At 66.4% G+C, this 21,270-nt stretch carries 21 protein-coding genes and 1 pseudogene; 16 read left to right on the top strand and 6 right to left on the bottom strand.

All coding sequences use genetic code 11. The annotated features are described in order from the left end of the window. Nucleotides 1-11: 11 nt before the first annotated feature. From QK290_RS07725 to QK290_RS07710, 4 genes are all read right to left on the bottom strand, one after another. On the bottom strand, nt 12-893 hold the full coding sequence (locus QK290_RS07725) for a 1,4-dihydroxy-2-naphthoate polyprenyltransferase (protein WP_282330108.1): 882 nt from the start codon (nt 891-893) through the stop codon (nt 12-14). A gap of 79 nt (nt 894-972) precedes the next feature. After that, nucleotides 973-2,163 (bottom strand): AMP-binding protein, encoded by a 1,191-nt coding sequence (locus QK290_RS07720; RefSeq protein ID WP_282330107.1) that lies wholly within the window; start codon nt 2,161-2,163, stop codon nt 973-975. 85 nt (nt 2,164-2,248) lie between these two features. Next, entirely contained in the window at nt 2,249-3,202 is a 954-nt protein-coding gene (locus tag QK290_RS07715) for a 1,4-dihydroxy-2-naphthoyl-CoA synthase (protein ID WP_282330106.1), read from the bottom strand. Nucleotides 3,203-3,302: 100 nt separating this feature from the next. Further along, a complete protein-coding gene (locus QK290_RS07710) occupies nt 3,303-4,064 on the bottom strand; it encodes a type II CAAX endopeptidase family protein (RefSeq protein ID WP_282330104.1) in 762 nt (253 codons plus the stop codon). 93 nt (nt 4,065-4,157) lie between these two features. On the opposite strand from QK290_RS07710, the gene QK290_RS07705 reads away from it, so the two are divergent. The 7 genes and pseudogenes from QK290_RS07705 (at nt 4,158) to QK290_RS07675 (ending at nt 12,234) form a co-directional block, all read left to right on the top strand. Beyond that, a complete protein-coding gene (locus tag QK290_RS07705) occupies nt 4,158-5,153 on the top strand; it encodes a metal ABC transporter substrate-binding protein (RefSeq protein WP_282330103.1) in 996 nt (331 codons plus the stop codon). After that, nucleotides 5,150-5,944: a metal ABC transporter ATP-binding protein gene (locus tag QK290_RS07700; protein WP_282330102.1), complete on the top strand. Its 795-nt coding sequence runs from the start codon at nt 5,150-5,152 to the stop codon at nt 5,942-5,944. The genes QK290_RS07705 and QK290_RS07700 overlap by 4 nt, the downstream gene beginning before the upstream one ends. A 3-nt stretch (nt 5,945-5,947) precedes the next feature. Continuing rightward, entirely contained in the window at nt 5,948-6,826 is an 879-nt protein-coding gene (locus tag QK290_RS07695; RefSeq protein WP_282330101.1) for a metal ABC transporter permease, read from the top strand. A 259-nt stretch (nt 6,827-7,085) separates the two neighbouring features. Then, a complete protein-coding gene (locus QK290_RS07690) occupies nt 7,086-8,813 on the top strand; it encodes an ABC-F family ATP-binding cassette domain-containing protein (protein ID WP_282330100.1) in 1,728 nt (575 codons plus the stop codon). Nucleotides 8,814-9,288: 475 nt separating this feature from the next. Continuing rightward, a pseudogene (locus QK290_RS07685) lies at nt 9,289-10,373 on the top strand ((2Fe-2S)-binding protein); the annotation flags it as partial. Continuing rightward, a complete protein-coding gene (locus tag QK290_RS07680; protein ID WP_348994451.1) occupies nt 10,315-10,584 on the top strand; it encodes a Rieske 2Fe-2S domain-containing protein in 270 nt (89 codons plus the stop codon). The pseudogene QK290_RS07685 and the gene QK290_RS07680, both read left to right, overlap by 59 nt. Before the next feature lie 189 nt (nt 10,585-10,773). After that, nucleotides 10,774-12,234 (top strand): amino acid permease, encoded by a 1,461-nt coding sequence (locus tag QK290_RS07675; RefSeq protein ID WP_282330099.1) that lies wholly within the window; start codon nt 10,774-10,776, stop codon nt 12,232-12,234. A 77-nt stretch (nt 12,235-12,311) separates the two neighbouring features. On the opposite strand, the gene QK290_RS07670 is transcribed toward QK290_RS07675, so the two are convergent. Further along, complete coding sequence (locus tag QK290_RS07670; RefSeq protein ID WP_282330098.1) at nt 12,312-13,070, bottom strand: dienelactone hydrolase family protein; 759 nt, start codon at nt 13,068-13,070, stop codon at nt 12,312-12,314. Nucleotides 13,071-13,168: 98 nt separating this feature from the next. Beyond that, a complete protein-coding gene (locus tag QK290_RS07665) occupies nt 13,169-13,342 on the bottom strand; it encodes a CsbD family protein (protein WP_282330097.1) in 174 nt (57 codons plus the stop codon). A gap of 132 nt (nt 13,343-13,474) precedes the next feature. On the opposite strand from QK290_RS07665, the gene QK290_RS07660 reads away from it, so the two are divergent. From QK290_RS07660 to QK290_RS07620, 9 genes are all read left to right on the top strand, one after another. Continuing rightward, nucleotides 13,475-13,933, top strand: coding sequence for an SRPBCC family protein (locus tag QK290_RS07660; RefSeq protein WP_282330096.1), 459 nt, complete (start codon nt 13,475-13,477; stop codon nt 13,931-13,933). Next, complete coding sequence (locus QK290_RS07655) at nt 13,933-14,595, top strand: pentapeptide repeat-containing protein (RefSeq protein WP_282330095.1); 663 nt, start codon at nt 13,933-13,935, stop codon at nt 14,593-14,595. The genes QK290_RS07660 and QK290_RS07655 overlap by 1 nt, the downstream gene beginning before the upstream one ends. Nucleotides 14,596-14,685: 90 nt before the next feature. After that, nucleotides 14,686-15,897: a thiolase family protein gene (locus QK290_RS07650; RefSeq protein WP_282330094.1), complete on the top strand. Its 1,212-nt coding sequence runs from the start codon at nt 14,686-14,688 to the stop codon at nt 15,895-15,897. Between the two features lie 29 nt (nt 15,898-15,926). After that, entirely contained in the window at nt 15,927-16,721 is a 795-nt protein-coding gene (locus QK290_RS07645) for an enoyl-CoA hydratase/isomerase family protein (protein ID WP_282330093.1), read from the top strand. Further along, on the top strand, nt 16,718-17,578 hold the full coding sequence (locus tag QK290_RS07640; protein ID WP_282330092.1) for a 3-hydroxyacyl-CoA dehydrogenase family protein: 861 nt from the start codon (nt 16,718-16,720) through the stop codon (nt 17,576-17,578). The genes QK290_RS07645 and QK290_RS07640 overlap by 4 nt, the downstream gene beginning before the upstream one ends. Nucleotides 17,579-17,587: 9 nt before the next feature. Further along, nucleotides 17,588-18,196 (top strand): GNAT family protein, encoded by a 609-nt coding sequence (locus QK290_RS07635; protein ID WP_282330091.1) that lies wholly within the window; start codon nt 17,588-17,590, stop codon nt 18,194-18,196. A 69-nt stretch (nt 18,197-18,265) separates the two neighbouring features. After that, complete coding sequence (locus QK290_RS07630; RefSeq protein ID WP_282330090.1) at nt 18,266-18,982, top strand: tyrosine-protein phosphatase; 717 nt, start codon at nt 18,266-18,268, stop codon at nt 18,980-18,982. Beyond that, nucleotides 18,979-19,227 (top strand): hypothetical protein, encoded by a 249-nt coding sequence (locus tag QK290_RS07625; RefSeq protein ID WP_282330089.1) that lies wholly within the window; start codon nt 18,979-18,981, stop codon nt 19,225-19,227. Before QK290_RS07630 ends, QK290_RS07625 begins: the two co-directional genes overlap by 4 nt. A 22-nt stretch (nt 19,228-19,249) precedes the next feature. Then, a complete protein-coding gene (locus tag QK290_RS07620) occupies nt 19,250-21,226 on the top strand; it encodes a S1 family peptidase (RefSeq protein ID WP_348994448.1) in 1,977 nt (658 codons plus the stop codon). Nucleotides 21,227-21,270 lie beyond the last annotated feature (44 nt).

Raw genomic sequence — 21,270 nt, 5'->3', positions numbered from 1 at the left:
CTGGAGCCGGCTTAGAATCCGTGGCTGAGCACCAGCCCCAGTGAGAACAGCAGGCTGTAGCCCAGGTTAATCAGGCCGGTCTGCTTGAGCACGGGGATGAGGCTCTTGCGCTTGCGGCCGTTGATCATCAGCCAGGCGGGCATCAAGCAGGCCGGGATGAGCAGCAGCACAATCAGCATCCACGGCCGTCCGGGAGCCAGGATGACCACCAAGAGGATGGCCACGGCCAGCATCAGCACATAGCTTTCGCGGGCGTGCTTGTCACCCAGACGCACGGCCAGGGTCTTTTTGCCTGCCTGGATGTCGGTGGGGATGTCGCGGACGTTGTTGGCCATCAGCAGGGCCGAGGCGATCAGGCCGGTGCCGATCGCACCGACCACGGACGGCAGACTGACCTGGCCGGCCTGGGTGTAGGTGGTGCCCAGGGTTGCCACCAGGCCGAAGAAGACAAACACGAAAACGTCGCCCAGGCCCAGGTAGCCATAGGGGTTCTTGCCGCCGGTATAGCCCCAGGCGGCCATGACGCAGCCGATACCCACCAGGATCAGCCACCAGCTCTGGGTGATGATTACGAGGACCAGGCCCAACATCATGGCCAGCGCGAACGTTCCGAAGGCCACATATTTGACGTGCTCCGGGCGGGCCGTCCCGGATCCGACCAGCCGCAGCGGCCCCACCCTGTCCTCGTCGGTGCCGCGGATTCCGTCCGAATAATCATTGGCGTAGTTCACGCCGATCTGCAGCAGCAGCGCCACCAGGGCGGCCAGCCCGGCATTAACGGGGCGGAACGAATCCAGCTCGTAGGCCGCGGCGGTGCCGATCAGTACCGGGGCGATGGCGGCCGGCAAAGTGCGGAGGCGGGCGCCTTGGATCCATTGTGCGGCTGTGGCCACGGTCAGTACCTCGTGTTGGGTCGGGAGAACGGTCAAACGGTGGTGGCGGCCGCGAACGGGCCGCCGGTGCAGCTCTACTCTACTTTCCCTGATGCAGCGCGTTGAGCCGGTCGATCATCGCCAGGCGGTCCGGCTTGCCGTTGGGAAGCATCAGCAGATCCGGGCCGGCCAGCACGGTTTTCGGTGCCAGGCGGCCCAGCCGCCGGTGCCATTCCTCTTTGAGTACGACGGCGTGATCCCCGGCGGGGGTGCCCGTGGCACCGGCGCCGGAGTTACTGCCATCGAGGGCAACAAAGGCGGCCACGGCCTGGCCCCATTCCGTGGACGGGACGCCCGCCACAAAAGCCGCTGCGACGCCGTCGGACTTTTCCAGTTCTTCCTGCACATGCGCGGCAGAGACCTTGACCCCGCCGGTGATGATGACGTCGTCGGCGCGGCCCAGCACGGTGAGCCGGCCGTCCGCGTCCAGCGTGCCGAGGTCATTGGTGCGGTACCAGCGGACGCCGTCCTCCTCGAAGAACGTGTCCGTCGCTTCGGGCGCATCCATGTAACCGGCGGCCACGGTGTCGCCGCCGAGCAGGATGCGGCCGTCCTCGGCCACCCGAACCTGGACGCCTTCCAGAGGTACGCCGTCGTACACGCAGCCGCCGCAGGTTTCCGCGGACCCATACGTGGTGACCACCCTGACGCCGGCCTCGCGGGCTGCGTCCAGCAGTCCGGCCGGCGCCGGTGCGCCGCCCAGCAGGATGCCGTTGAAGCGGCGCAGGACGGCCAGGGTCTCCGGCGACGGCGCCTCCAGGAGGCGTTGGAGCTGAGTGGGCACCAGCGAGGTGAAGCGGAGCTTGTCGGTCAGTTCCATGGCGCCTGCCGTGAAGGCCTCGGGGGTGAAGCCGCCGGACATGTCCATGACCCACGGCCGGGTGCCGGCGAACAGGGAGCGCACCAGCACCTGCACGCCGGCCACGTACTGCACCGGCAGCGCCAGGAGCCACTGGCCCTCGCCCTTGAGCGCCAGGGCGGTGGCCATGGATGAGGCCGCCAGCGCCTCGACCGTGAGGATCGTGGCCTTCGGCGCGCCCGTCGAGCCGGACGTGCGGACCACCGCCACGGCGTCATCGCAGCCGGGCGTCTCGGTGTGTCCCACCACCAGTTCGCCGTTGGGGCCCGCGGAAAGTTCGACGGCCGGTCCCTCACCGTGGAGGGCGGCGGCCAGGGCTTTTAGCACCGGGTCGATGTCCGTGGGACCGATGGTCTGGGTTCCGAGATTCATGTGCCGTCCTGCCTTTGAAGTCAGCCGGAAGCCTGGAGGCCGGCCGGCTTGGAAGTTTTGTACCGAGGAGGTGCCTCGAAGGTGCCTAGAAGTAGTGCGGGAAGCGGGACCAGTCCGGATCCCGTTTTTCCAGGAAGGCTTCCTTTCCTTCCACGGCCTCGTCCGTCATGTAGGCCAGGCGGGTGGCTTCGCCGGCGAAGACCTGCTGGCCGGCCAGGCCGTCGTCGGCAAGGTTGAACGCGAATTTCAGCATACGGATGGCCTGGGGTGACTGGCGTGCGATGTCCGCGGCGTATTCCAGGGCCACCTCTTCGAGGCGCTCGTGGTCCACGGCCTCGTTGACGGCGCCCATCCGGACCATGTCGTCCGCGGAGTACTCGCGGGCCAGGAAGAAGATTTCGCGGGCAGACTTCTGGCCGATCTGGCGGGCCAGCAGGGCAGAGCCGTACCCGGCGTCGAAGCTTCCCACGGTGGCGTCCGTCTGCTTGAACTTGCCGTGCTCGCGGGAGGCGATGGTGAGGTCCGAGACCACATGCAGGGAGTGCCCGCCGCCGGCAGCCCAGCCGTTCACCACGGCGATGACCACCTTGGGCATGGTCCGCATCAGCCGCTGGACCTCGAGGATGTGGAGGCGGCCGGCGCGGGCGGGGTCGATGGTTTCCTGCGTCTCGCCGTCGGCATACCTGTACCCGTCGCGGCCGCGGATCCGCTGGTCCCCGCCGGAGCAGAAACTGTGCCCGCCGTCCTTGGGGGAGGGGCCGTTGCCGGTGAGCAGCACGGTGGCGACGTCCGGGCTCATACGGGCGTGGTCCATGGCGCGGTAGAGCTCGTCCACGGTGCCGGGGCGGAAGGCGTTGCGGACTTCCGGACGGTTGAACGCGATCCGGACGGTGGGCAGGTCCCGGGTTACGGTGCCGTCTTCGGAGCGTTCTACCTGCCGGTGGTACGTCATGTCCTGGAAGTCGTCGAAACCGGACACGGTGCGCCAGCGGGTGGGGTCAAAGACATCGGACACCTTGGCGGGAAGTTGGTTGCTCACCGGACAAGTCTAGTAATCGGCTCAGCTGAAGCAACGCGGGGTCAGATACGGCCCATCTGGAGGCCGCGCACCGGCTATATCTGACCCCGCGTTGGTTGGGCTAGGGCTGGACCTGCTGCAGCTGCTCGAATAGCTCGGGCGGGATGGAGTAGATGAAGATGACCGCCAGCAGGTTCTTCGCCGCGTGCACAAAGTAGGAGAACATCACGTTCTTCCCGGTCCACACGTAGACAAAGACCAGCGTGGCGCCCATGGCCAGATAGGGGAGCAACGCACTGAGGGTGATGGTTTCCTGGCCCGCGATGTGGATGCCGGCGAAGAGGACCACAGACAGGGCGCAGCAGAACCAGATGTTGAGCCGGCGGCTGAGCTTGCCGATCAGCAGGTGCCGGAAGATGTACTCCTCCACGAAGGGGCCCACCACCACCAGGACCGGCACCATCAGCCAGGCGGGAACCTGCTGCATCAGCGACTGCAGCCCGGCTTGGTTTGCCGAGGTCTCCACTCCGCCGCCGGCCGCCACCACAACGGCCGTGAGGATCATCATGGCCACCACCGCGGCGGGCACCATCAGTACGGTGAACCACGGACGGGTGGCCAGCACGCGCAGGTCCCGGGCTACCACCCGGCGGGCGGCGGCCAGGGCCAGGATCCCGATGGTGCCATAAAAGATGAGGTTCACGGCGTACGATGCCGCGGCCGGACTGGGGGCAAGTTGGCGGATGAACGGGGCCAGCAGTTCCCCGGCGACGGCGAAGAGTCCGGCCACGGCCACGTAGAGGCCGACGGTGGTGAGATCAAGGCTGGAAAACCGGTACAGGTCGGGCTGCGGCGCGGGTGGTTTCCGGTGTGTGGTGGCCATGTCTTCAGCCTAGCTCCCTATCTAGTTGGGGCGGGTGGTAGAGGGTGGGCGTCACATTGCGGGGCCAGAACCGCGTCCCGTAGAATATTCGGCATGCCTAACTTTTTGTTTCGGCGCGCCAAAGTAGCCGTCCGAACCCTCGCCCTGCGAGCGGCGACGTTCCGCGCTGCCGCCGCCGCCGTCGTGCTGTTGTCCCTCTCCCTGACCGCCTGCGGGGGTAATGCGTCTGGCACGAGTGACAGTGACAAACCGGTGGTCCTGACCACCTTCACGGTACTGGCCGACGTCGCCAGGAATGTTGCGGGGGACAAGCTCACCGTTGAGTCCATCACCAAGGCGGGCGCGGAGATCCATGGCTACGAACCCACCCCCGGCGACATCCGCAAGGCATCGAAGGCGGACCTCATCCTGGACAACGGGCTGAACCTCGAGGCCTGGTTCGGGCAGTTCGTGGAGGGCCTGGATGTGCCGCACGTGGTGGTCAGTGACGGTGTGGAGGCCATGTCCATCAGCGAGGACTCATACCAGGGCAAGCCGAACCCGCATGCGTGGATGTCGCCGGTAAACGTACAGATCTATGTGGACAACATGGTGAAGGCGTTCAGCGGGCTTGACCCTGAGAATGCCGCAGTGTTCAAGGCCAACGGTGACGCCTACAAGGCCAAACTGCAGGGTGTGCAGGACGAGATGAAAGCTAGCCTCGCCGGCCTCCCGGAGAGCCAGCGCGCCCTGGTGACCTGCGAAGGCGCCTTCTCCTACCTTGCCCGCGACGCAGGGCTCAAAGAGGTCTACATCTGGGCGGTCAACGCCGAACAGCAGGCCACACCGCAGCAGATCACCCGCGCCATCGAGTACGTCAAGGCCAAGCAGGTCCCGGCTGTCTTCTGTGAATCCACGGTGTCCGATGCCCCCATGCAGCAGGTGGTGGGCGCCACCGGAGCCAAGTTCGGCGGCACACTTTACGTGGATTCGCTGTCCGAAGCTGACGGTCCTGTACCCACCTACCTGGACCTGATCAGGCACGACGCCGAGCTCATCACCAAAGCGCTGGCCGGCACGTCCACCGCCACCCCAGGAGCGAAATCATGAGCACCCCGGCCATCCTCGTTGAAAACGTCACCGTCCACTATGGCGAGGTCCTGGCGCTCGATTCCGCCTCCGTCACCGTGGACGCCGCCCGGATCTGCGGCCTGATAGGCATGAACGGGTCCGGGAAGTCCACCCTCTTCAAGGTGATCATGGGAATGATCAAGCCCGACGCCGGCCGTGTACTGATCGGCGGACAGGCGCCTACCAAGGCGCGCAAGGAGGGCGGGATCGGCTACGTGCCGCAGAGCGAGGATGTGGACTGGCAGTTCCCGCTGTCCGTCCGCGATGTGGTGATGATGGGACGCTACGGGCACCAGGGCTTCACCCGGCGCCCCTCCAGGGCCGACCGTTCCGCCGTCGACCAGGCGCTGGACCGCGTGGAACTGGGCGAGTACGCGGAGCGGCAGATCGGGCAACTGTCCGGCGGGCAGAAGAAACGTGCTTTTGTGGCCCGCGGCATCGCCCAGGGCGCCACCATGATGCTCCTGGACGAGCCGTTCGCCGGCGTGGACAAGCGCTCCGAGGCCACCATCACCCGGCTGCTGCGCGAGCTCGCCTCCGACGGCTGCACCATCCTGATTTCCACCCACGACCTGCACGCGCTCCCCGGACTCTGCGACGAAGCCGTGCTCCTCATGCGTCGGGTCCTGATGCACGGCGCCCCCGAGCAGGTGCTGCAGCCGGAAAACCTGGCCATGGCGTTCGGCCTGGACGTGCTGAACCGCGACCTCCCGGAACCTGCCCACCCCGCCGCCGTCGTCCATCCCGCCACCACCGAGAGCAGGGGCTGACCCATGGAATTCCTCGACATCCTGCTTGAGCCGCTGAGCTACGACTTTATGGTCCGCGCCATCATCACTACCGCGCTCGCCGCCGTCGTTTGCGCAGTCCTCAGCTGCTGGCTGGTGCTGATCGGTTGGTCCCTGATGGGCGATGCCGTCTCCCATGCCGTGCTGCCCGGCGTTGTGCTGGCCTACATTGTGGGCGCCCCGTTTGCGCTCGGTGCGCTGGTGTTCGCGCTGATCGCGGTGACCCTGATCGGCGTCGTCCGCAACACGAGCCGCGTCAAGGAAGACGCCGCGATCGGCATTGTGTTCAGCTCGCTGTTTGCCCTGGGCCTGGTGCTCATTTCCGTCACGCCCAGCCAGACTGACCTGAACCACATCATCTTCGGCAACCTCCTGGGCGTCAGCATCCCGGACCTGATCCAGGTGCTGGTGCTCGGCGTCGTCGCTTTCGTTATCCTGATCCTGAAGCGCCGCGACCTGACGCTCTACGCGTTCGATCCCACGCATGCCCACGCGATCGGGCTTTCGCCGAAACGGCTGGGGGCGCTGCTCATGGGGCTGCTGGCGCTGACGTCGGTGGTGGCGCTGCAGACCGTTGGCGTGGTGCTGGTGGTGGCCATGCTTATCATCCCCGGTGCCACCGCCTACCTGCTTACGGACCGTTTCAACCGGATGCTGGTCATCGCCCCGGTAATTTCAGCCGTCTGCTCCATCGCGGGCATTTATTTCAGCTATTACCTGGACACGGCTTCGGGCGCCATGGTGGTGCTAACTCAGGGTGTGGTGTTCGCCGCCGTCTATCTGTTCAGCCCCCGGCAGGGACTGATCGGCACCCGCTTGGCGAAGGCCCGCCGCAGGAAAGCCGCCGCGGTCCTGGTCGCGTAGACCCAGGACTCCACAGCAACGCGGGGTCACTTCCGGCCCATCCCGAGGGGAAACAGGGGCGTTAAGTGACCCCGCGTTGCTGGCAGACTATGGTGTCGCCGGTGGTGCCCCGGCTTGACGCTGCGGCTTCCGGCGGGGAAGCTGGAGCGATGAAGTCCTGAGCAGCAGTCCGGCCATGCCGGGCTGTTTCCCCGAATCCAGGGCCGCCGTCGAGCACCGGTTCCGGCGGCCACACTGCGGAATCTTGCGAGGACTTGTCTTGACTGAACACCTGAACCTTTCCGGCGTCTCCCATGGCTATGGCGACCGGCAGTTGCTGGACGGAATCGGCCTGGTCATCACGGCCGGGGACCATGTTGCCATCGTCGGCGAAAACGGCGCCGGAAAATCCACGCTGCTCCGGATCCTGGCCGGGCTGGAAGCGCCCGACGAGGGAACTGCTGTCAGCCACGGCCGCGTGGGCTACCTCGCCCAGACGCATGGCCTGCCGGAATCCTTCACCGTAGGGGCCGCCGTCGACTCTTCCCTGGCCTCGCTGCGCGCCCTTGAAGCCGAGCTTGACCGGCTGGAGGCCGGCCTCGCCGATGCCGAGGACGACGAGCTGGAAACGTACGGCCGGCTGCAGACCGAGTACCAGCTGCGCGAGGGCTACGCCGCGGAATCCCGTGTTGAGGCTGCGCTGGACCGGCTGGGCCTGGGTGGCCTGGACCGGAAACGGACGCTGGGATCGCTCTCCGGCGGCGAGCAGGAACGCGTGGCGCTGGCCTGTGTCCTGGCCGACCCGGCGGACATCCTGCTCCTGGACGAGCCCACCAACCACCTCGATGCGCGCGGAACCGCCTGGCTGGAGGACCGGCTGGCCGCCCATCGCGGGACGGTGGTGGTGGTGTCCCACGACCGTGTCCTGCTCCGCAAAGTGGCCAGCACCGTGATTGAGGTCGATGCCGAGCGCCTGGCCGTGACCCGTTACGGCAACGGCTACGACGGCTACCTCCGTGAGAAGGCCGCCGAACGCCAGCGCTGGGTCCAGCAGTACCACGAGTGGATCGATGCGATGGATGCCGAGCAGCGGCAGGCGGACACAGTGACCGGGAAGATGGGCTACGCCCGTCAGCGCGACAATGACAAAGTGGGCTTCGATTTCAAGGCTGGCACCTGGCAGAAGGCGGCGAGCAGCAAGGTCCGCAACGCGCAGGAACGGCTCCGGCGGCTGGAAGCGAGCCCCATTGACCGGCCGCCGGTGCCGTTACGGCTTGCGGCGGAACTGGCAGTGGATCCGGAGGCTCTCTCTGCGGCGCTTGCTGCACCGATGAGGTCCGGGGCAGCTGACCTGGCCGGGGACTCCCTCTTGCCGGCGTCGGCGGTCCTCGTGGCCCGCGGCGTCGCCGTTCCGGGCCGCCTGGGCGTCACTGATTTCGCGGCCCGCGCCGGCGAGAAGATCCTCATCACCGGGCCGAACGGCGCGGGAAAATCCACCCTGCTCTCGGTGCTGGCGGGAACCTTGGAGCCCGTTGAAGGGTCGGTTCAGCGGCCTGCCCGGATCGGCTACCTGCAGCAGGAACTCGAATTGCCGCAGCGGCCCGCGCTCCGCCTGCTGCCGGCCTTCGCGGCGGGCCTCGGCGGCAACATTGATGAGCACGCCGAGGCTCTCCTGCGACTGGGGCTGTTCCGGACCAGCGAGTTCCACGTCCCGGTGGGCAGCCTGTCCGCGGGCCAGCAGCGCAGACTCGCCCTGGCCAGGCTGCTGCTGGGCGGCTACGGCACGCTGATTGTGGATGAACCCACCAACCACCTGGCGCCGGTTCTCGTGGAGCAGCTCGAAGAGGCTCTCGTCGGCTTCACCGGGACCCTGGTTATGGTCAGCCACGACCGCGCTCTGCGGGACTGGTTTGCCCGGTGCGCGAAAAAGAGCGACACCTCACGCACGGACGAATCCGGGCGCTGGATCCGGTACTCGATGGACAAGGGCGTCCTGGCCCCGGCCTGATTCCGCCAACACACCGGCGCGGCCCGGAAAAATGGTGAGGTTTCCGCAAAGGAAAAGTTACGCACGGACCGGCCGGCGGAAACATCGGCGGCAGAAGATAGGCCTATGCCAGTCTCCCGCCGGTCGAAAGGATCTGTCCGTGATCACCAAGAACCTTTTCCTGCAGGGCATCTTCCCGTTTGTGGGCACCGGGCTGGATAAACCCGTCCCCGTCCACCGCGAACTCTCGCACTACGTTCCGGACGGTGTCCTCAACCAGACGCTTTACTTCCGGGGCGGAAATTCGAGCGGTGAACTCATCACGGTGGTCCTGATGCGCAACGGGGTGCCCATGCGCTACTTCCCCATCGGAGCGAAGAGCGAAGTCCATGTGCCGCTGCGGGTGGTGGAGGACATTGACGGCGGCTCGGTGGTGGAGCTTTATCTCGCCGCCCCGGATGGTGTTGGGGGATCCGTGGTGGTGGACCTGGGCAGCCGCGGCATGTTCAAGTCCATCGTGGTCCGCGACAACAAAATGGTGGGCGCCACGCTCCTGGGCGACAGCCTGAAGGTCGCCTACCTGACGCAGGCCTACGACCGCGGGCTGCCGTTGCCCGACGAACGGATCGCGCTGATGTTCGACGTCGGCGGGCCGGGTGAGGCGGTGGGCGTGGCCGAGCTCGACGACGGCGCCCAGGTCTGCAACTGCAACGGCGTCAGCAAGAAGGCCCTGGTGGACGCCGTGAAGGGGCGGCTGCGCCACAGTGTCCGGCGTCATGGATGCCACCCGCGCGGGCAAGGGCTGCGGTTCCTGCAAACTCCTGGTGAAGCAGGTGGTGGAGTGGGCGGCGGACGGCGCGGTGGAGGAGGATTCGGCCGCCAGCTACGCGATGCCCGCTTCATCAACGACCGCGTCCACGCCAACATCCAGCGCGACGGCACCTTCTCCGTGGTCCCGCAGATGAAGGGCGGCGTGACGAGCGCGCAGCAGCTGCGCCGCATCGCCGACGTCGCCGAAAAGCACAACGTACCCCTGATCAAACTGACCGGCGGGCAGCGGATCGACCTGCTGGGGATCCCGAAGGAGGACCTCCCGCAGGTGTGGGCGGACCTGAACATGCCCTCCGGTTACGCTTACGGCAAGGGCTTCCGCACCGTGAAGACCTGCGTGGGCAAGGACTTCTGCCGTTACGGCACCGGCGATTCCACCAAGCTGGGCATCGAGATCGAGTCGCGGTTCCAGGGGATCGAGTCGCCCGCCAAGCTGAAGCTGGCTGTGTCCGGCTGCCCGCGGAACTGCGCCGATCCCTGGTCAAGGATGTAGGCGTGGTGGCTGTGAAGGCGGCCGCTGGGAACTCTACGTGGGCGGCGCGGCCGGCGCCCACATCCGCAAGGGCGATTTGCTGGCCACCGTGGATGATCCGGGGGAGGTCAAGCTCCTCACCGGCCGCTTTATGCAGTACTACCGGGAACAGGCCAACTGGCTGGAACGAACCTGCGCCTTTGTGCCGCGAACGCGACGATCCGCTCACGCCGGGCCAGTTCCGGACGGCGCTTCCGCTCACCGTCCTGCCCCACGTGCGCCGTCTGTCCCCACCGGGGCAGTCCCATTGCGGACGGAACCATCGACCTGCAGGTGGTGATTTGCCCGCTGCACCACCACGCGTTCAGCCTGGAAACGGGCTGCTCCAGCACCGGCGCCGAACCTCTGCGCACGTTCAGCGTCCAGGAGGATGTCGAACAGAACATTGTTCTGCAAAGCCGCCATATACGTGGCAAAAGTTTGCCTTAACCGGGCCCGGGTGTAGCCCGCGTCACTTGCTGCGGTTCGGTTCTTGTAGGATGGACAGGCCGTGCGAACCTTCGGCGCCTGAGAGTTTTTGTCCACACAAGTACCCCAGATGCGGGATTATCCCGAATTATCTGGACAAAAACTCGAGGTTTCCGGGACCGGCCAATCCCCTACCCACAAGGAATTGTTGTGCCTCAAAGTACCCCCACAGAACTCGAGAGCCCCACGGAGCAATCCGCCGGTGTCGACTCCACCCTCAGCGCCGAGGGCTACAAAAAATCCCTGAGCGGCCGCCAGGTGACCATGATTGCCATGGGTGGCGCCATCGGCGTCGGCCTCTTTATGGGTGCCGGCGGACGCCTGGCCTCCACGGGCCCCGCCCTCATCTTCTCCTACGCCATTGCCGGCGTCATCGCCTACCTGCTGATGCGGGCCCTGGGCGAGCTGATCATGTACCGCCAGACGTCGGGTTCCTTCGTCAGCTACGCCGGGGAAATGTTCGGCAAGAAGGGCGCGTACCTGTCCGGCTGGATGTACTTCATCAACTGGGCCATGACCGGCATCGCCGAACTCATTGCGATCGGACTGTACTTCCAGTTCTTCTTCCCCAACGTGCCTGTTGAACTGTCCGCCATCGCAGCGCTGCTGCTGCTCGTGGGCGTCAACCTCCTGAGCGTCAAGGCGTTCGGAGAATTCGAATTCTGGGCCTCCTGCCTCAAGGTCGGCGCCATCTTGATCTTCCTTGCCGTGGGCACCTTCATGGTGGTCACCAACGCCCGGGTGGGCGACGGGAACGCTTCCGTGAACAACCTCTTCGCGGCCGAAGGCGGGATGTTCCCCAAGGGCGCCCTGGTGATGATCCTGGTCCTGAACGCCGTGATCTTCGCTTACAACGGCATTGAGCTCGTCGGCATCACTGCCGGTGAAATGCAGGACCCCGCCAAGGAAGTTCCCAAGGCCATCCGCGCCGTCGTCTTCCGCATCGTGGTGTTCTACGTCGGTTCCGTGACCCTCCTGGCCATGCTGTTGCCCTCGGACCAGTACGTGGCGGGTACCTCGCCGTTCGTCACCGTGTTCGGGCAGATGGGCCTCGGCTGGATGGGCGACGTGATGAACATGATCGTCATCACGGCCGCACTGTCCTCCTGCAACTCCGGCCTGTACTCGATCGGCCGGATCTTCCGCACCATGGCCAACAACGGACACGCTCCGGAGTGGCTGACCAAGATGTCAAAGAGCCACGTGCCGTATGCCGCCATCCTGGCCATCGGCGCCGTGTACCTCGTAGGCATTTTGCTCAACATCTGGCTCGGCGGCTCACACGCCTTTGACCTGGCGCTCAACTCCGCTTCGATCGGCGTGATCTTCACCTGGGGAGCCATCTTCGCCAGCCAGATCGCGCTGCGCAAGAAGAAGGGCAAGGTTTCCTCCCTGCCCGCGCCCGGCGGAACCTGGAGCAGCTGGGCCGGCCTCATTGCGCTGCTGGCCATCACCGTGCTGATCGGCTTCGACACCATGACCAGCAAGTCCGGCGAGGTCTTCCACCTTGGCCTCTGGACCCTGGCCACCATCCCGTTCTTCGCCCTGGTCCTGTGGCTCGGCTGGAAGAAGGTCCGGAACAACGAGCCCAAGAGCGAACTGTTCTGCTAGGACGTTCGCCTCTGCGGCCGGCCGCTCTGCAGCCGCCCGCTTAGCGGACGGACGCTAAGAAGTCCGACGACGGCGGGTCACCCTTTCGGGGGCGGCCCGCCGTCGTCGTCTGTGCTCGTGAGGTACCGGGCGAAGTGGCCTTCGATCCGCTGCCAGGCTTCGGGGGCGGATTCCGGGTCCGGGCCGATGCCCATAACCCGCATCAGCGGCCGGAAAACTGCCGGGCCCAGGTCGGTTTCGTTGAGGAACGCGTGCCCGGCGGTGGGGAATTCCTTGACGCTGTTTTCGATGCCGAGATTGTCCAGGGCGGTCTCGAGCTTGTCCGCCGCGCCTTTGAGAGTGCGGTCCCGTCCGCCGAAGTTGGCCACGATGGGGCAGGCGCCGTGGAGGGCTTCCTCGAGATTTCCGGGCAGGCGGCCGTAGTTGACCGAGGCCGCGTCGAAGCCGTCGCGGGCCACTAGCAGCGCGAATCCGCCGCCCATGCAGAAGCCCATCACCCCGGTTTTGCCGGTGGACAGCGGCGAACTGGCCAGCCAGGTGCGGGCGGTGGCGAGGTCGGTGAACGCCCGGCCGCTTCCCCTGACCATGCTCCTCATGGTGCTGACCAGGCAGCGGCGCGGGCCGCCGTCGCTGAACAGGTCCACCGCGAGTGTCAGGTACCCGGCGCGGGCCATCCGGTCGGCATGCCCGCGCACCAGATCGTTCAGGCCGAACGCCTCGTGGATCATCAGGACCGCGGGAAACGGGCCGGGTCCGGCAGGCGTGGCGAGGTACCCGCCGAGGGAAGGTGAGCCGCCAGCGGCGGCACCCTGGATACTCAGGTCTACGTACGTCATGGGCCAAGGGTAGCCGCCGATCTTCATCGGCGGGTTGGGCAGACACAGGAACGGCGGCGGATCCCGATGGGAATCCGCCGCCGTTCGAATGTTGAGGACTAGTCCTTGAAGGTGTCCTTGACGTTTTCGCCGACCTTCTTGGCGTCAGCCTTGACCTGGTCCGCCTGGCCTTCGGCTTTGAGTTTGTCGTTATCCGTGGCGTTGCCGGTCGCTTCCTTGGCCTTGCCGCCCAGGTGCTCTGCTTCGTTGCCGATCTTGTCTCCGAGGCCCATGTGTCTGGCCGCCTTTCGTTTCCCGTTGAACTGACAATGCCTTTTCACAATAACACAAAGCATGCTTACTACTTCAAGGGATCCGAAGACAGGTTGCCTGTCGGTGTCAGTGCCCCCGACTAGGCTCGAAGCATGGTACCCAGCACAAGCCTGACCCAGCACATCCATGCCACGCCGGAAAAAGTTTGGGCGGTCATCTCGGACATCCCGGGCTCCGCAGCCACCCTGTCCGGCATCGATGCTGTGCAGATGCTCAGTGACGGGCCCTACGGCGAAGGGACGCGCTGGAAGGAAACGCGCACAATGATGGGCCGCGCGGAGACTGTGGAGATGTGGGTGGCGCAGTCCGATCCTCCCCGCAGCACCGTGGTCAAGGCGCTCCAGGGCGGGGCCGATTACACGTCTCGCTTCAGCCTGGCCGAGCGTGACGGCGGGACGGCCCTGACGCTGACCTTCGGTGCCGACGTCGTCAAACCCACGCTCGTCAGCAAGGTGACCATGGCACTCTTCGGGAAGCTGGGCATGAGCATGACGCGCAAGGCGCTCACCAGGGACCTGGCGGAAATCGCGGCCAAAGCGGAATCGCTCTAGTGGCGGCAAAGGCCCCCCAGGTAACGGCTCCCCGGCTCTCGCAGGTCAGCCTGGAGGACATCACGGATGATCCCGCCCCCGACTTCCAGCGTGGTGAAAGGTACGACGGCGTTCGGTACAGCCGTGCGGCGGCCGACGGTCTGGAGCTGAGCGGCACGGATTTCGCCGAGTGCGAGTTCCAGGGCGTCTCCTTCAATGACACCCAGCTCCGCGGGGCCACTTTCCGGGATTGCATCCTGTCCGAGCTGTACGCGCCGGTGTTCCGGGCCGCCCGCTCCACCTGGCGCGACGTGCAGCTGAACAATCCGCGGCTGGGCTCGGCTGAACTGTATGAGACCGGCTGGCAGTCTGTTCGGATCGACGGCGGCAAGCTGGACTTTCTCAATTTGCGCGGGTCCAAGCTGACCGACGTCGTCATCAGCGACTGCATCATCAACGAACTGGACCTCGGCTCCGCCTCCGGGACGCGTGTGGCGCTGAAGAACTGCACCATCGGAACCCTGGATCTCACCGGCGCCCGGCTGAAGGACTTTGACCTTCGTGGCACGGATTTCCGGACTATCAGCGGCCTCGCGAACCTGGCTGGTGTGGTGATCGATGATTATCAGCTGAGCCTGCTGGCGCCGCTTCTGGCCGGACACCTCGGCGTCGTGGTTCTGTGAGTGTACTCTTTATAGAACGAACGGTCGGTAAATAGGGCGGTCACTGGACGGTCCCGAATATTCCGGCTCCCTGGCGTAAAGGATGTTCTGATGGTCGAGGCTTTTCTTGTTGGCGGTGTCCGCACTCCCGTGGGCAGGTACGGCGGTGCGTTGTCGGCGGTCCGCCCGGATGATCTGGCCGCGCTGGTGATCCGCGAGGCCGTGTCCCGAGCGGGCCTGGATCCGGACAGTGTTGAGGAAGTCATCCTGGGCAATGCCAACGGTGCGGGTGAGGAAAACCGCAACGTCGCCCGGATGGCCATCCTGCTGGCCGGGCTTCCCCTCCACATCCCCGGCATCACGGTTAACCGGCTGTGCGCGTCGGGGCTGAGCGCCATCATCCAGGCCAGCCACATGATCAAGTCCGGCGCCGCGGATGTGGTGATTGCCGGCGGCGTTGAGTCCATGAGCCGTGCGCCGTGGGCGCAGGAGAAGCCGGCTGCGGCGTTCGCGAAGCCGGGCCAGATCTTCGATACGTCCATCGGCTGGCGCTTCGTCAACCCCCTCTTCCAGAGGGGCGGCCTGGCGCGGGACGGCAAGATGACCTACTCCATGCCGGAAACCGCCGAAGAGGTGGCACGCGTGGACGGCATCACCCGCGAGGACGCCGACGCCTTCGCGGTCCGCTCCCACGAGCGGTCCCTCGCCGCCATCGCCGCGGGCCGGTTCAGGGAAGAGATCGTCCCGGTGACGGTCAAGTCCCGCAAGTCCGAAACGGTGGTGGACACCGATGAAGGCCCCCGTGCCGGCACCACCCTGGAGGTCCTTGCCGGGCTGCGCCCCGTGGTTCCGGGCGGTTCCGTGGTCACGGCCGGGAACTCGTCCACGCTGAATGACGGCGCCTCGGCCATCGTGGTTGCGTCCGAGGCCGCCATCGCTCGGCTTGGCCTGACGCCGCGGGCCCGGATCATTGACGGCGGCTCTGCCGGCTGCGAACCAGAAATCATGGGCATCGGCCCTGTCCCGGCGACGCAGAAAGTGCTCGCCCGGAGCGGCCTCAGCGTCGGTGACCTGGGCGCCGTCGAGCTTAATGAAGCGTTCGCCACGCAGTCGCTCGCGAGCATGCGCCGGCTCGGGCTGGACCCGGAGATTGTGAATAACGACGGCGGCGCCATCAGTCTGGGGCATCCGCTCGGTTCCAGCGGCTCACGGCTCGCCATTACCCTGCTGGGCCGGATGGAACGCGAGGATGCCAGGATTGGTCTGGCCACGATGTGCGTCGGCGTGGGCCAGGGCACCGCGATGCTGCTGGAGCGTGTCTGATGCCCGCCCCGGAAGGCGCGAACGGACACTTGAGCCCCTCCCCAGACAGCGCGAACGGACACTTGAGCACCGGCGACTTCCTCACGCTCCTGGTCGAGGAGCGTGAGGACCGCGTGGTGGTCCTCCTCAACCGCCCGGAAGTCCGGAACGCCATCGACCAGCAGATGGTGGACGAACTGCACGTAGTCTGCGCCGCGCTGGAGCAGAATCCCAAAATCCTGATCATCTCAGGGGTGGACGGCGTCTTTGCCTCGGGCGCGGACATCGCCCAGCTGCGCGAGCGGAGCCGCGATGATGCCCTGCAGGGCATCAATTCCACCATCTTCGTGCGGATCGCCAAGCTGCCCATGCCGGTCATTGCCGCCCTGGACGGGTACTGCCTGGGCGGCGGCGCGGAACTCGCCTATGCTGCTGATTTCCGGATCGGAACGCCCAGTGTCCGGATCGGCAACCCAGAAACAGGGCTGGGGATCCTGGCCGCGGCCGGGGCCAGTTGGCGGTTGAAGGAGCTCGTGGGGGAGCCGCTGGCCAAGCAGATTCTGCTCGCGGGCCTGGTACTCCGGGCTGAGGAGGCCCTGGCTGCCGGCCTCATCACGGAGATCCACGAGGCGCCGGACCTGCTGGATGCCGCGCACAGCCTGGCGGACAGGATTGGCCGCCAGGACCCGCTGGCCGTCCGGATCACCAAGTCGGTGTTTCATGCCCCGGCTGAGGCTCACCCGCTGATCGACCAGCTGGCGCAGGGGATCCTCTTTGAATCCCAGGCCAAGTTTGACCGCATGCAGGCGTTCCTCGACAAGAAATCAGAGAAGAAACAATCATGACGAACCCGAACCTTCCCTCCACAGTCGGCGTCCTGGGCGGCGGCCGCATGGGCGCGGGAATCGCCCACGCGTTCCTGATCAAAGGGGCCAACGTCCTGGTGGTGGAGCGCGATGAAGCGTCCGCCGAGGCCGCCCGTGAACGCGTGGAAGCCGCGGCGGCCAGGAGCATCGAGCGTGGAGCAGTTGACGGCAACCTGGATGAGATGGTCTCCCGGCTCAATATCACCGTGGATTACGACGACTTCAAGGACCGCCGGCTGGTGGTCGAAGCCGTGCCCGAAGACTGGGACCTGAAGATCACCTCGCTCCGCGGCATCGAGGAGCGCCTGGCCGATGACGCGTACCTGGCGTCCAACACCTCCTCCCTGTCGGTTAACGGCCTGGCCCGCGAACTCAAGCGCCCGCAGAACTTCCTCGGCCTGCACTTCTTCAACCCTGTCCCCGCTTCCACCCTTATTGAAGTGGTTCTTGGCGAGCGGACGTCCCCGGACCTGGCTGCAGCGGCGAAAAGGTGGGTCGACGCACTCGGCAAGACCGCCGTCGTCGTCAATGACGCACCGGGCTTTGCCTCCTCGAGGCTGGGCGTGGCGATCGCGCTGGAGGCCATGCGGATGGTGGAGGAGGGCGTGGCATCGCCGGCGGACATCGACAACGCCATGGTCCTGGGCTACAAACACCCCACCGGCCCGCTGCGGACCACTGACATTGTGGGCCTGGACGTGCGGCTCGGCATTGCCGAGTACCTGCAGTCCACGCTGGGGGAGCGCTTCGCCCCGCCGCAGATCCTCAAGGACAAGGTGGCCCGCGGAGAGCTTGGACGGAAGACCGGCAAGGGATTCTTCGACTGGGCTGAGTAGGATTTCCGGGTGATCCTCTTTGAACCCCTCACCCTGACCGGCAAGCACGTCATCCTCGAGCCGCTGCGCCGCGATCACCATGATGGCCTGGTGACGGCCACGCAGGATGGCGAGCTGTGGCAGCTCTGGTACACCTCTGTTCCCGCGCCGGAGGGGATGGCCGCGGAGATCGAGCGCCGGCTGGCCCTGCAGGAGACGGGGTCCATGCTGCCGTTCACCACGCGCCTCATCGACCCGGCAACGGGCGGCCCGGGCCGGATCATCGGAATGACCACGTACATGAATATCGACGCCGGCACTCCACGCGTGGAGATCGGCTCCACCTGGAATGCCGCGTCAGTACAGGGCGCCGGCACCAACCCGGACTCCAAGCTGCTGCTCCTGCGCCACGCGTTCGAGACCCTTGGCTGCCCGGCGGTGGAGTTCCGGACGCACTGGCTCAACCACCAGTCACGCGAAGCAATTTCCAGGCTTGGTGCGAAGCAGGACGGCGTGCTGCGCAACCACTCCCGGACCGCGGATGGTGTGCTGCGGGACACTGTGGTGTTCTCGATCCTGGAGCACGAATGGCCCATGGTCCGGAACGGGCTTGAACACAGGCTCGCCAAGCGCGCCTGACTGGTACGGCTTTGCCCGATTACGCGCCTATCGCGTGCAGGCAGTGCGGCTTTGTGGTTAGCTGTCCGGGTGGAGACGACAGGCGGAGCCGTGGGCTGGGGCGGTGCCGTGAATGCGTGGCACGTCGCCGGCGGCGTCTTCCGGATGGGCCGCCGCGAATGGCTCACCGAAACCGGCTGGCGGAACGCGTACGACGACGGCGTCCGCACCGTGGTGGACCTCCGTAACTCCCGTGAAGCGCAGCGCCGGGACACCGACCCCGCCGTGGCTGAAGCGGCCTGGTCCGGCATTACGATCGTCTCGGCCCCCACCGAAGAACCCGACGATCCGCGGCTCACCGCCGTCTGCGGGCCGTATCTCAGCGACCCCGCCCACTACCTGCACAATGTCCGGCTCTACCCGGAGAAGTTCGTGGCGGTGTTCCGCGCTGTTGCGGCGGCAGCCGGGGCCGGCGTCGTCATTCACTGCGCGGCGGGCCGGGACCGCAGCGGCATGGTCGCAGCCATGCTGCAGAACCTGGCCGGCGACCCGGACCAAGTCATTGCAGACGGGTACGCCAAAGCCGCCCGCGGCATCAACGAACGCTTCCGGACGCACGGCCCGCCCCATGCCGGCGAACGCTACATAGATGACGCTGAACTAACACCCCTGCTGGAGCGGCGCGGCCGGGCCGTGGTGGAGTTTGTCCGGGAGTTGGAGACACGCGAATTCCTGCTGCGCAACGGCCTGTCCGAAGCCGAACTGGGCGCCGTCCTGAACTTGCTCGGCAGCCGGGTGGCGCCATGAATTCCATGAAGTATGTGGCGGCGTCGCTCGCGGCGGCGGGAGTGGTGATGCTTGTAGCCGGGCCGTTCTGGGCCGTCCTCGCGTCAGATGTCGGGACCACGGAAGAGAACTTCGGGCTCGGCGACGGGACGGTCGACGGCGAGTGGCTCCCGGGCCAGATCTTCCTCATGGTGGGCGGGGCAGTTTTGTGCCTGGCCGCGGTGGTCGCCGCATACATGGCACGGCGGAGCGATACAGATGAATAGAACGAAAGCGACGGCACACAGTTTGAAACGCGTATTTGCGGCAGCAGCGGCTGCCGGTGTGGCACTTTCCGTGGGGCTCGGGGCCGTTCCGGCCTGGGCTGCTGAGCAGCCGGCCGTGGAGCCGCCCGCGGTTTCGGAAAGCCCGACGGCGGGTGGTTCCGGGGTCAGCGACGTTCGGTCGAGTGACGTGCAGCCGAGCGACGCGAAGCCCAGCGACGCCGGCCTTCGTGAAGCTGCCCTCCGCGATCTTGGCCTGACCCCCGAGGAGTTCGCGGCTGCGGGCCAGCTGGGCAAGCAGGCCGCGGATGTTGCGGTGGCCCTCCGGGACATCCCCGGCTACCTCGGAACACGGATCCGCGAGGGCAGCATTCTGGTTGCCGGCTCCGGAGCCGAGCTGGAGGCTGAGGTGGCCAGGCTCAGCGCGATTATCCCGGCCGTCGCCCTTGACGCACCGTCCGCCGCGCCGCCGTCGAACGCTGCTTCTCCCGCGGCCGGTACCGAACTGGCCCGGAGCACCCAGGACCTGTACCAGGCGTACCTCCGCGACGTGGGTGCGGTGGGGTTGCAGGCCGTGGCGTTCACCGGCAGAAGGTTCGTAGTCCGTACGGGCGGCATCAACGGGTCCGAGGCCACGGTTCCTGATGTGGCCGCCGGAAATCCGGGTATCACCGGCCCCAACCGCACCAGCCCCATCGCGGACGGCAAGATCTCGGCCGCCGAGTTCGTGGCCCGCTACGCCAACGTGGAGCTCGACGCCGGGGCGCCGCTCGCGCCCGAGGCAGACGTCCCCGGAGGATTGGGTTACGCCGCTGACAACGGCATTGTCTGTTCCACAGGTTTCTCGGCCTTTGACCCCGCTGGCCTGCCCGCAGTCCTCACGGCCGGCCACTGCAGCGCTGACGGCGCCGCGGAGACGGCCACACTCCAATTCCAAGGGGTGCCTGCCGGGCTGCTCGGAAAGTTTGGTTTCAGCCAGTTCGGCGGACCCGGTAACTCCACCGTCCTGCGTCCGCTGAACCTGACCAACCCCGGCAACGTCGGAACTGATATCGCCGTCATTGAGGAACTCCGCGCGGACCTGAACCCACTGCCCGCCGCCAGTACGTGGGGCGATCCGTCAGAGCCGGGCCCGGACGTCAAGATCATCGGAACGGCTGCCCCGGTTGTGGGCCAGCCGGTCTGCCGCTCCGGCCGCACGTCAGCATGGTCCTGCGGAACCATCGACGAGGTGGGGATCTACGTGGTCCGGGGCATCACCTCGGCCCCCGCAGACCTGCGGGCGTTCAACGGTTTCCTGTCCTTTGACGTCCAATCCAGCGGCGGAGATTCCGGCGGGCCCTGGGTCAGCGGGAACTACGCAGTGGGCACACACTCGGCCGGGGATACCCCCGATGAGAATGGCCACTTCGTCAAGAACTTCGCCATCGCCTCCACGCTGGACGACGCGATGGCCGTGCTCCCCGGCTACCAGCTTGAACTCTTCCTCAACAAGCCAACGGTGACGTCGCCCGCGCCGGGGGCAACGTTCGACGCCGGCCAGACCGTCACAGGAGTGGTGGCCGCGGCTCCGGCATCGGCGGTCGCGGCCGGTACGAAGATCAGGATCACCGTCAGTGGACGGGCGCCTGTTGAAGTGCCCGTGGATGCCGACGGTGCGTGGTCGTTTACTGCCCCTGTTGTGGCCGGCCCACTGCGTTTTACGGCCGAAACTGTCAATGGATTCAGCACCTCCGGAGCCGTGGCCTTCGACTTCACCCTGGTCAGCCAGCGCTCCCCGCAGGCCCCACAATCCGCACCTCCGGCTCAGGTACCAGCCGCGACCGGTGAGCCAGCGACGTCAGGCAACAGCGCCGCCGTCGTACGTCCGCTGGGTGACAGCCGGGCGGCTAGCCTGGCCAACACCGGGGCGTCCGGGCTGGTCCTGTTCGCCGGGCTCGCGGCCGGTGCGCTTGCCGTCGGCGGTGTGTTCCTTGTGTTGGCGAAGCGGCGGAAGCGGTAGCGCCCCACCCGAAGTTGATCTATCACTTAGCGTCGTCATCAGCG

It is taken from the genome of Pseudarthrobacter sp. AL07, from assembly GCF_029960665.1.
In the GTDB taxonomy this organism is placed as follows: Bacteria; Actinomycetota; Actinomycetes; order Actinomycetales; family Micrococcaceae; genus Arthrobacter.
The sequence above is the reverse complement of the archived record's forward strand: the minus strand, read 5'-3'. Positions and strand labels throughout refer to the sequence as shown.

What these genes read in the sequence shown, in the direction of transcription:
- QK290_RS07660 (WP_282330096.1), top strand. Translation starts at nt 13,475, where the DNA reads ATGGTACCCAGCACAAGCCTGACCCAGCACATCCATGCCACGCCGGAA.
- QK290_RS07640 (WP_282330092.1), top strand. Translation starts at nt 16,718, where the DNA reads ATGACGAACCCGAACCTTCCCTCCACAGTCGGCGTCCTGGGCGGCGGC.
- QK290_RS07705 (WP_282330103.1), top strand. Translation starts at nt 4,158, where the DNA reads ATGCCTAACTTTTTGTTTCGGCGCGCCAAAGTAGCCGTCCGAACCCTC.
- QK290_RS07650 (WP_282330094.1), top strand. Translation starts at nt 14,686, where the DNA reads ATGGTCGAGGCTTTTCTTGTTGGCGGTGTCCGCACTCCCGTGGGCAGG.
- QK290_RS07700 (WP_282330102.1), top strand. Translation starts at nt 5,150, where the DNA reads ATGAGCACCCCGGCCATCCTCGTTGAAAACGTCACCGTCCACTATGGC.
- QK290_RS07720 (WP_282330107.1), bottom strand. Translation starts at nt 2,163, where the DNA reads ATGAATCTCGGAACCCAGACCATCGGTCCCACGGACATCGACCCGGTG.
- QK290_RS07710 (WP_282330104.1), bottom strand. Translation starts at nt 4,064, where the DNA reads ATGGCCACCACACACCGGAAACCACCCGCGCCGCAGCCCGACCTGTAC.
- QK290_RS07695 (WP_282330101.1), top strand. Translation starts at nt 5,948, where the DNA reads ATGGAATTCCTCGACATCCTGCTTGAGCCGCTGAGCTACGACTTTATG.
- QK290_RS07625 (WP_282330089.1), top strand. Translation starts at nt 18,979, where the DNA reads ATGAATTCCATGAAGTATGTGGCGGCGTCGCTCGCGGCGGCGGGAGTG.
- QK290_RS07665 (WP_282330097.1), bottom strand. Translation starts at nt 13,342, where the DNA reads ATGGGCCTCGGAGACAAGATCGGCAACGAAGCAGAGCACCTGGGCGGC.
- QK290_RS07670 (WP_282330098.1), bottom strand. Translation starts at nt 13,070, where the DNA reads ATGACGTACGTAGACCTGAGTATCCAGGGTGCCGCCGCTGGCGGCTCA.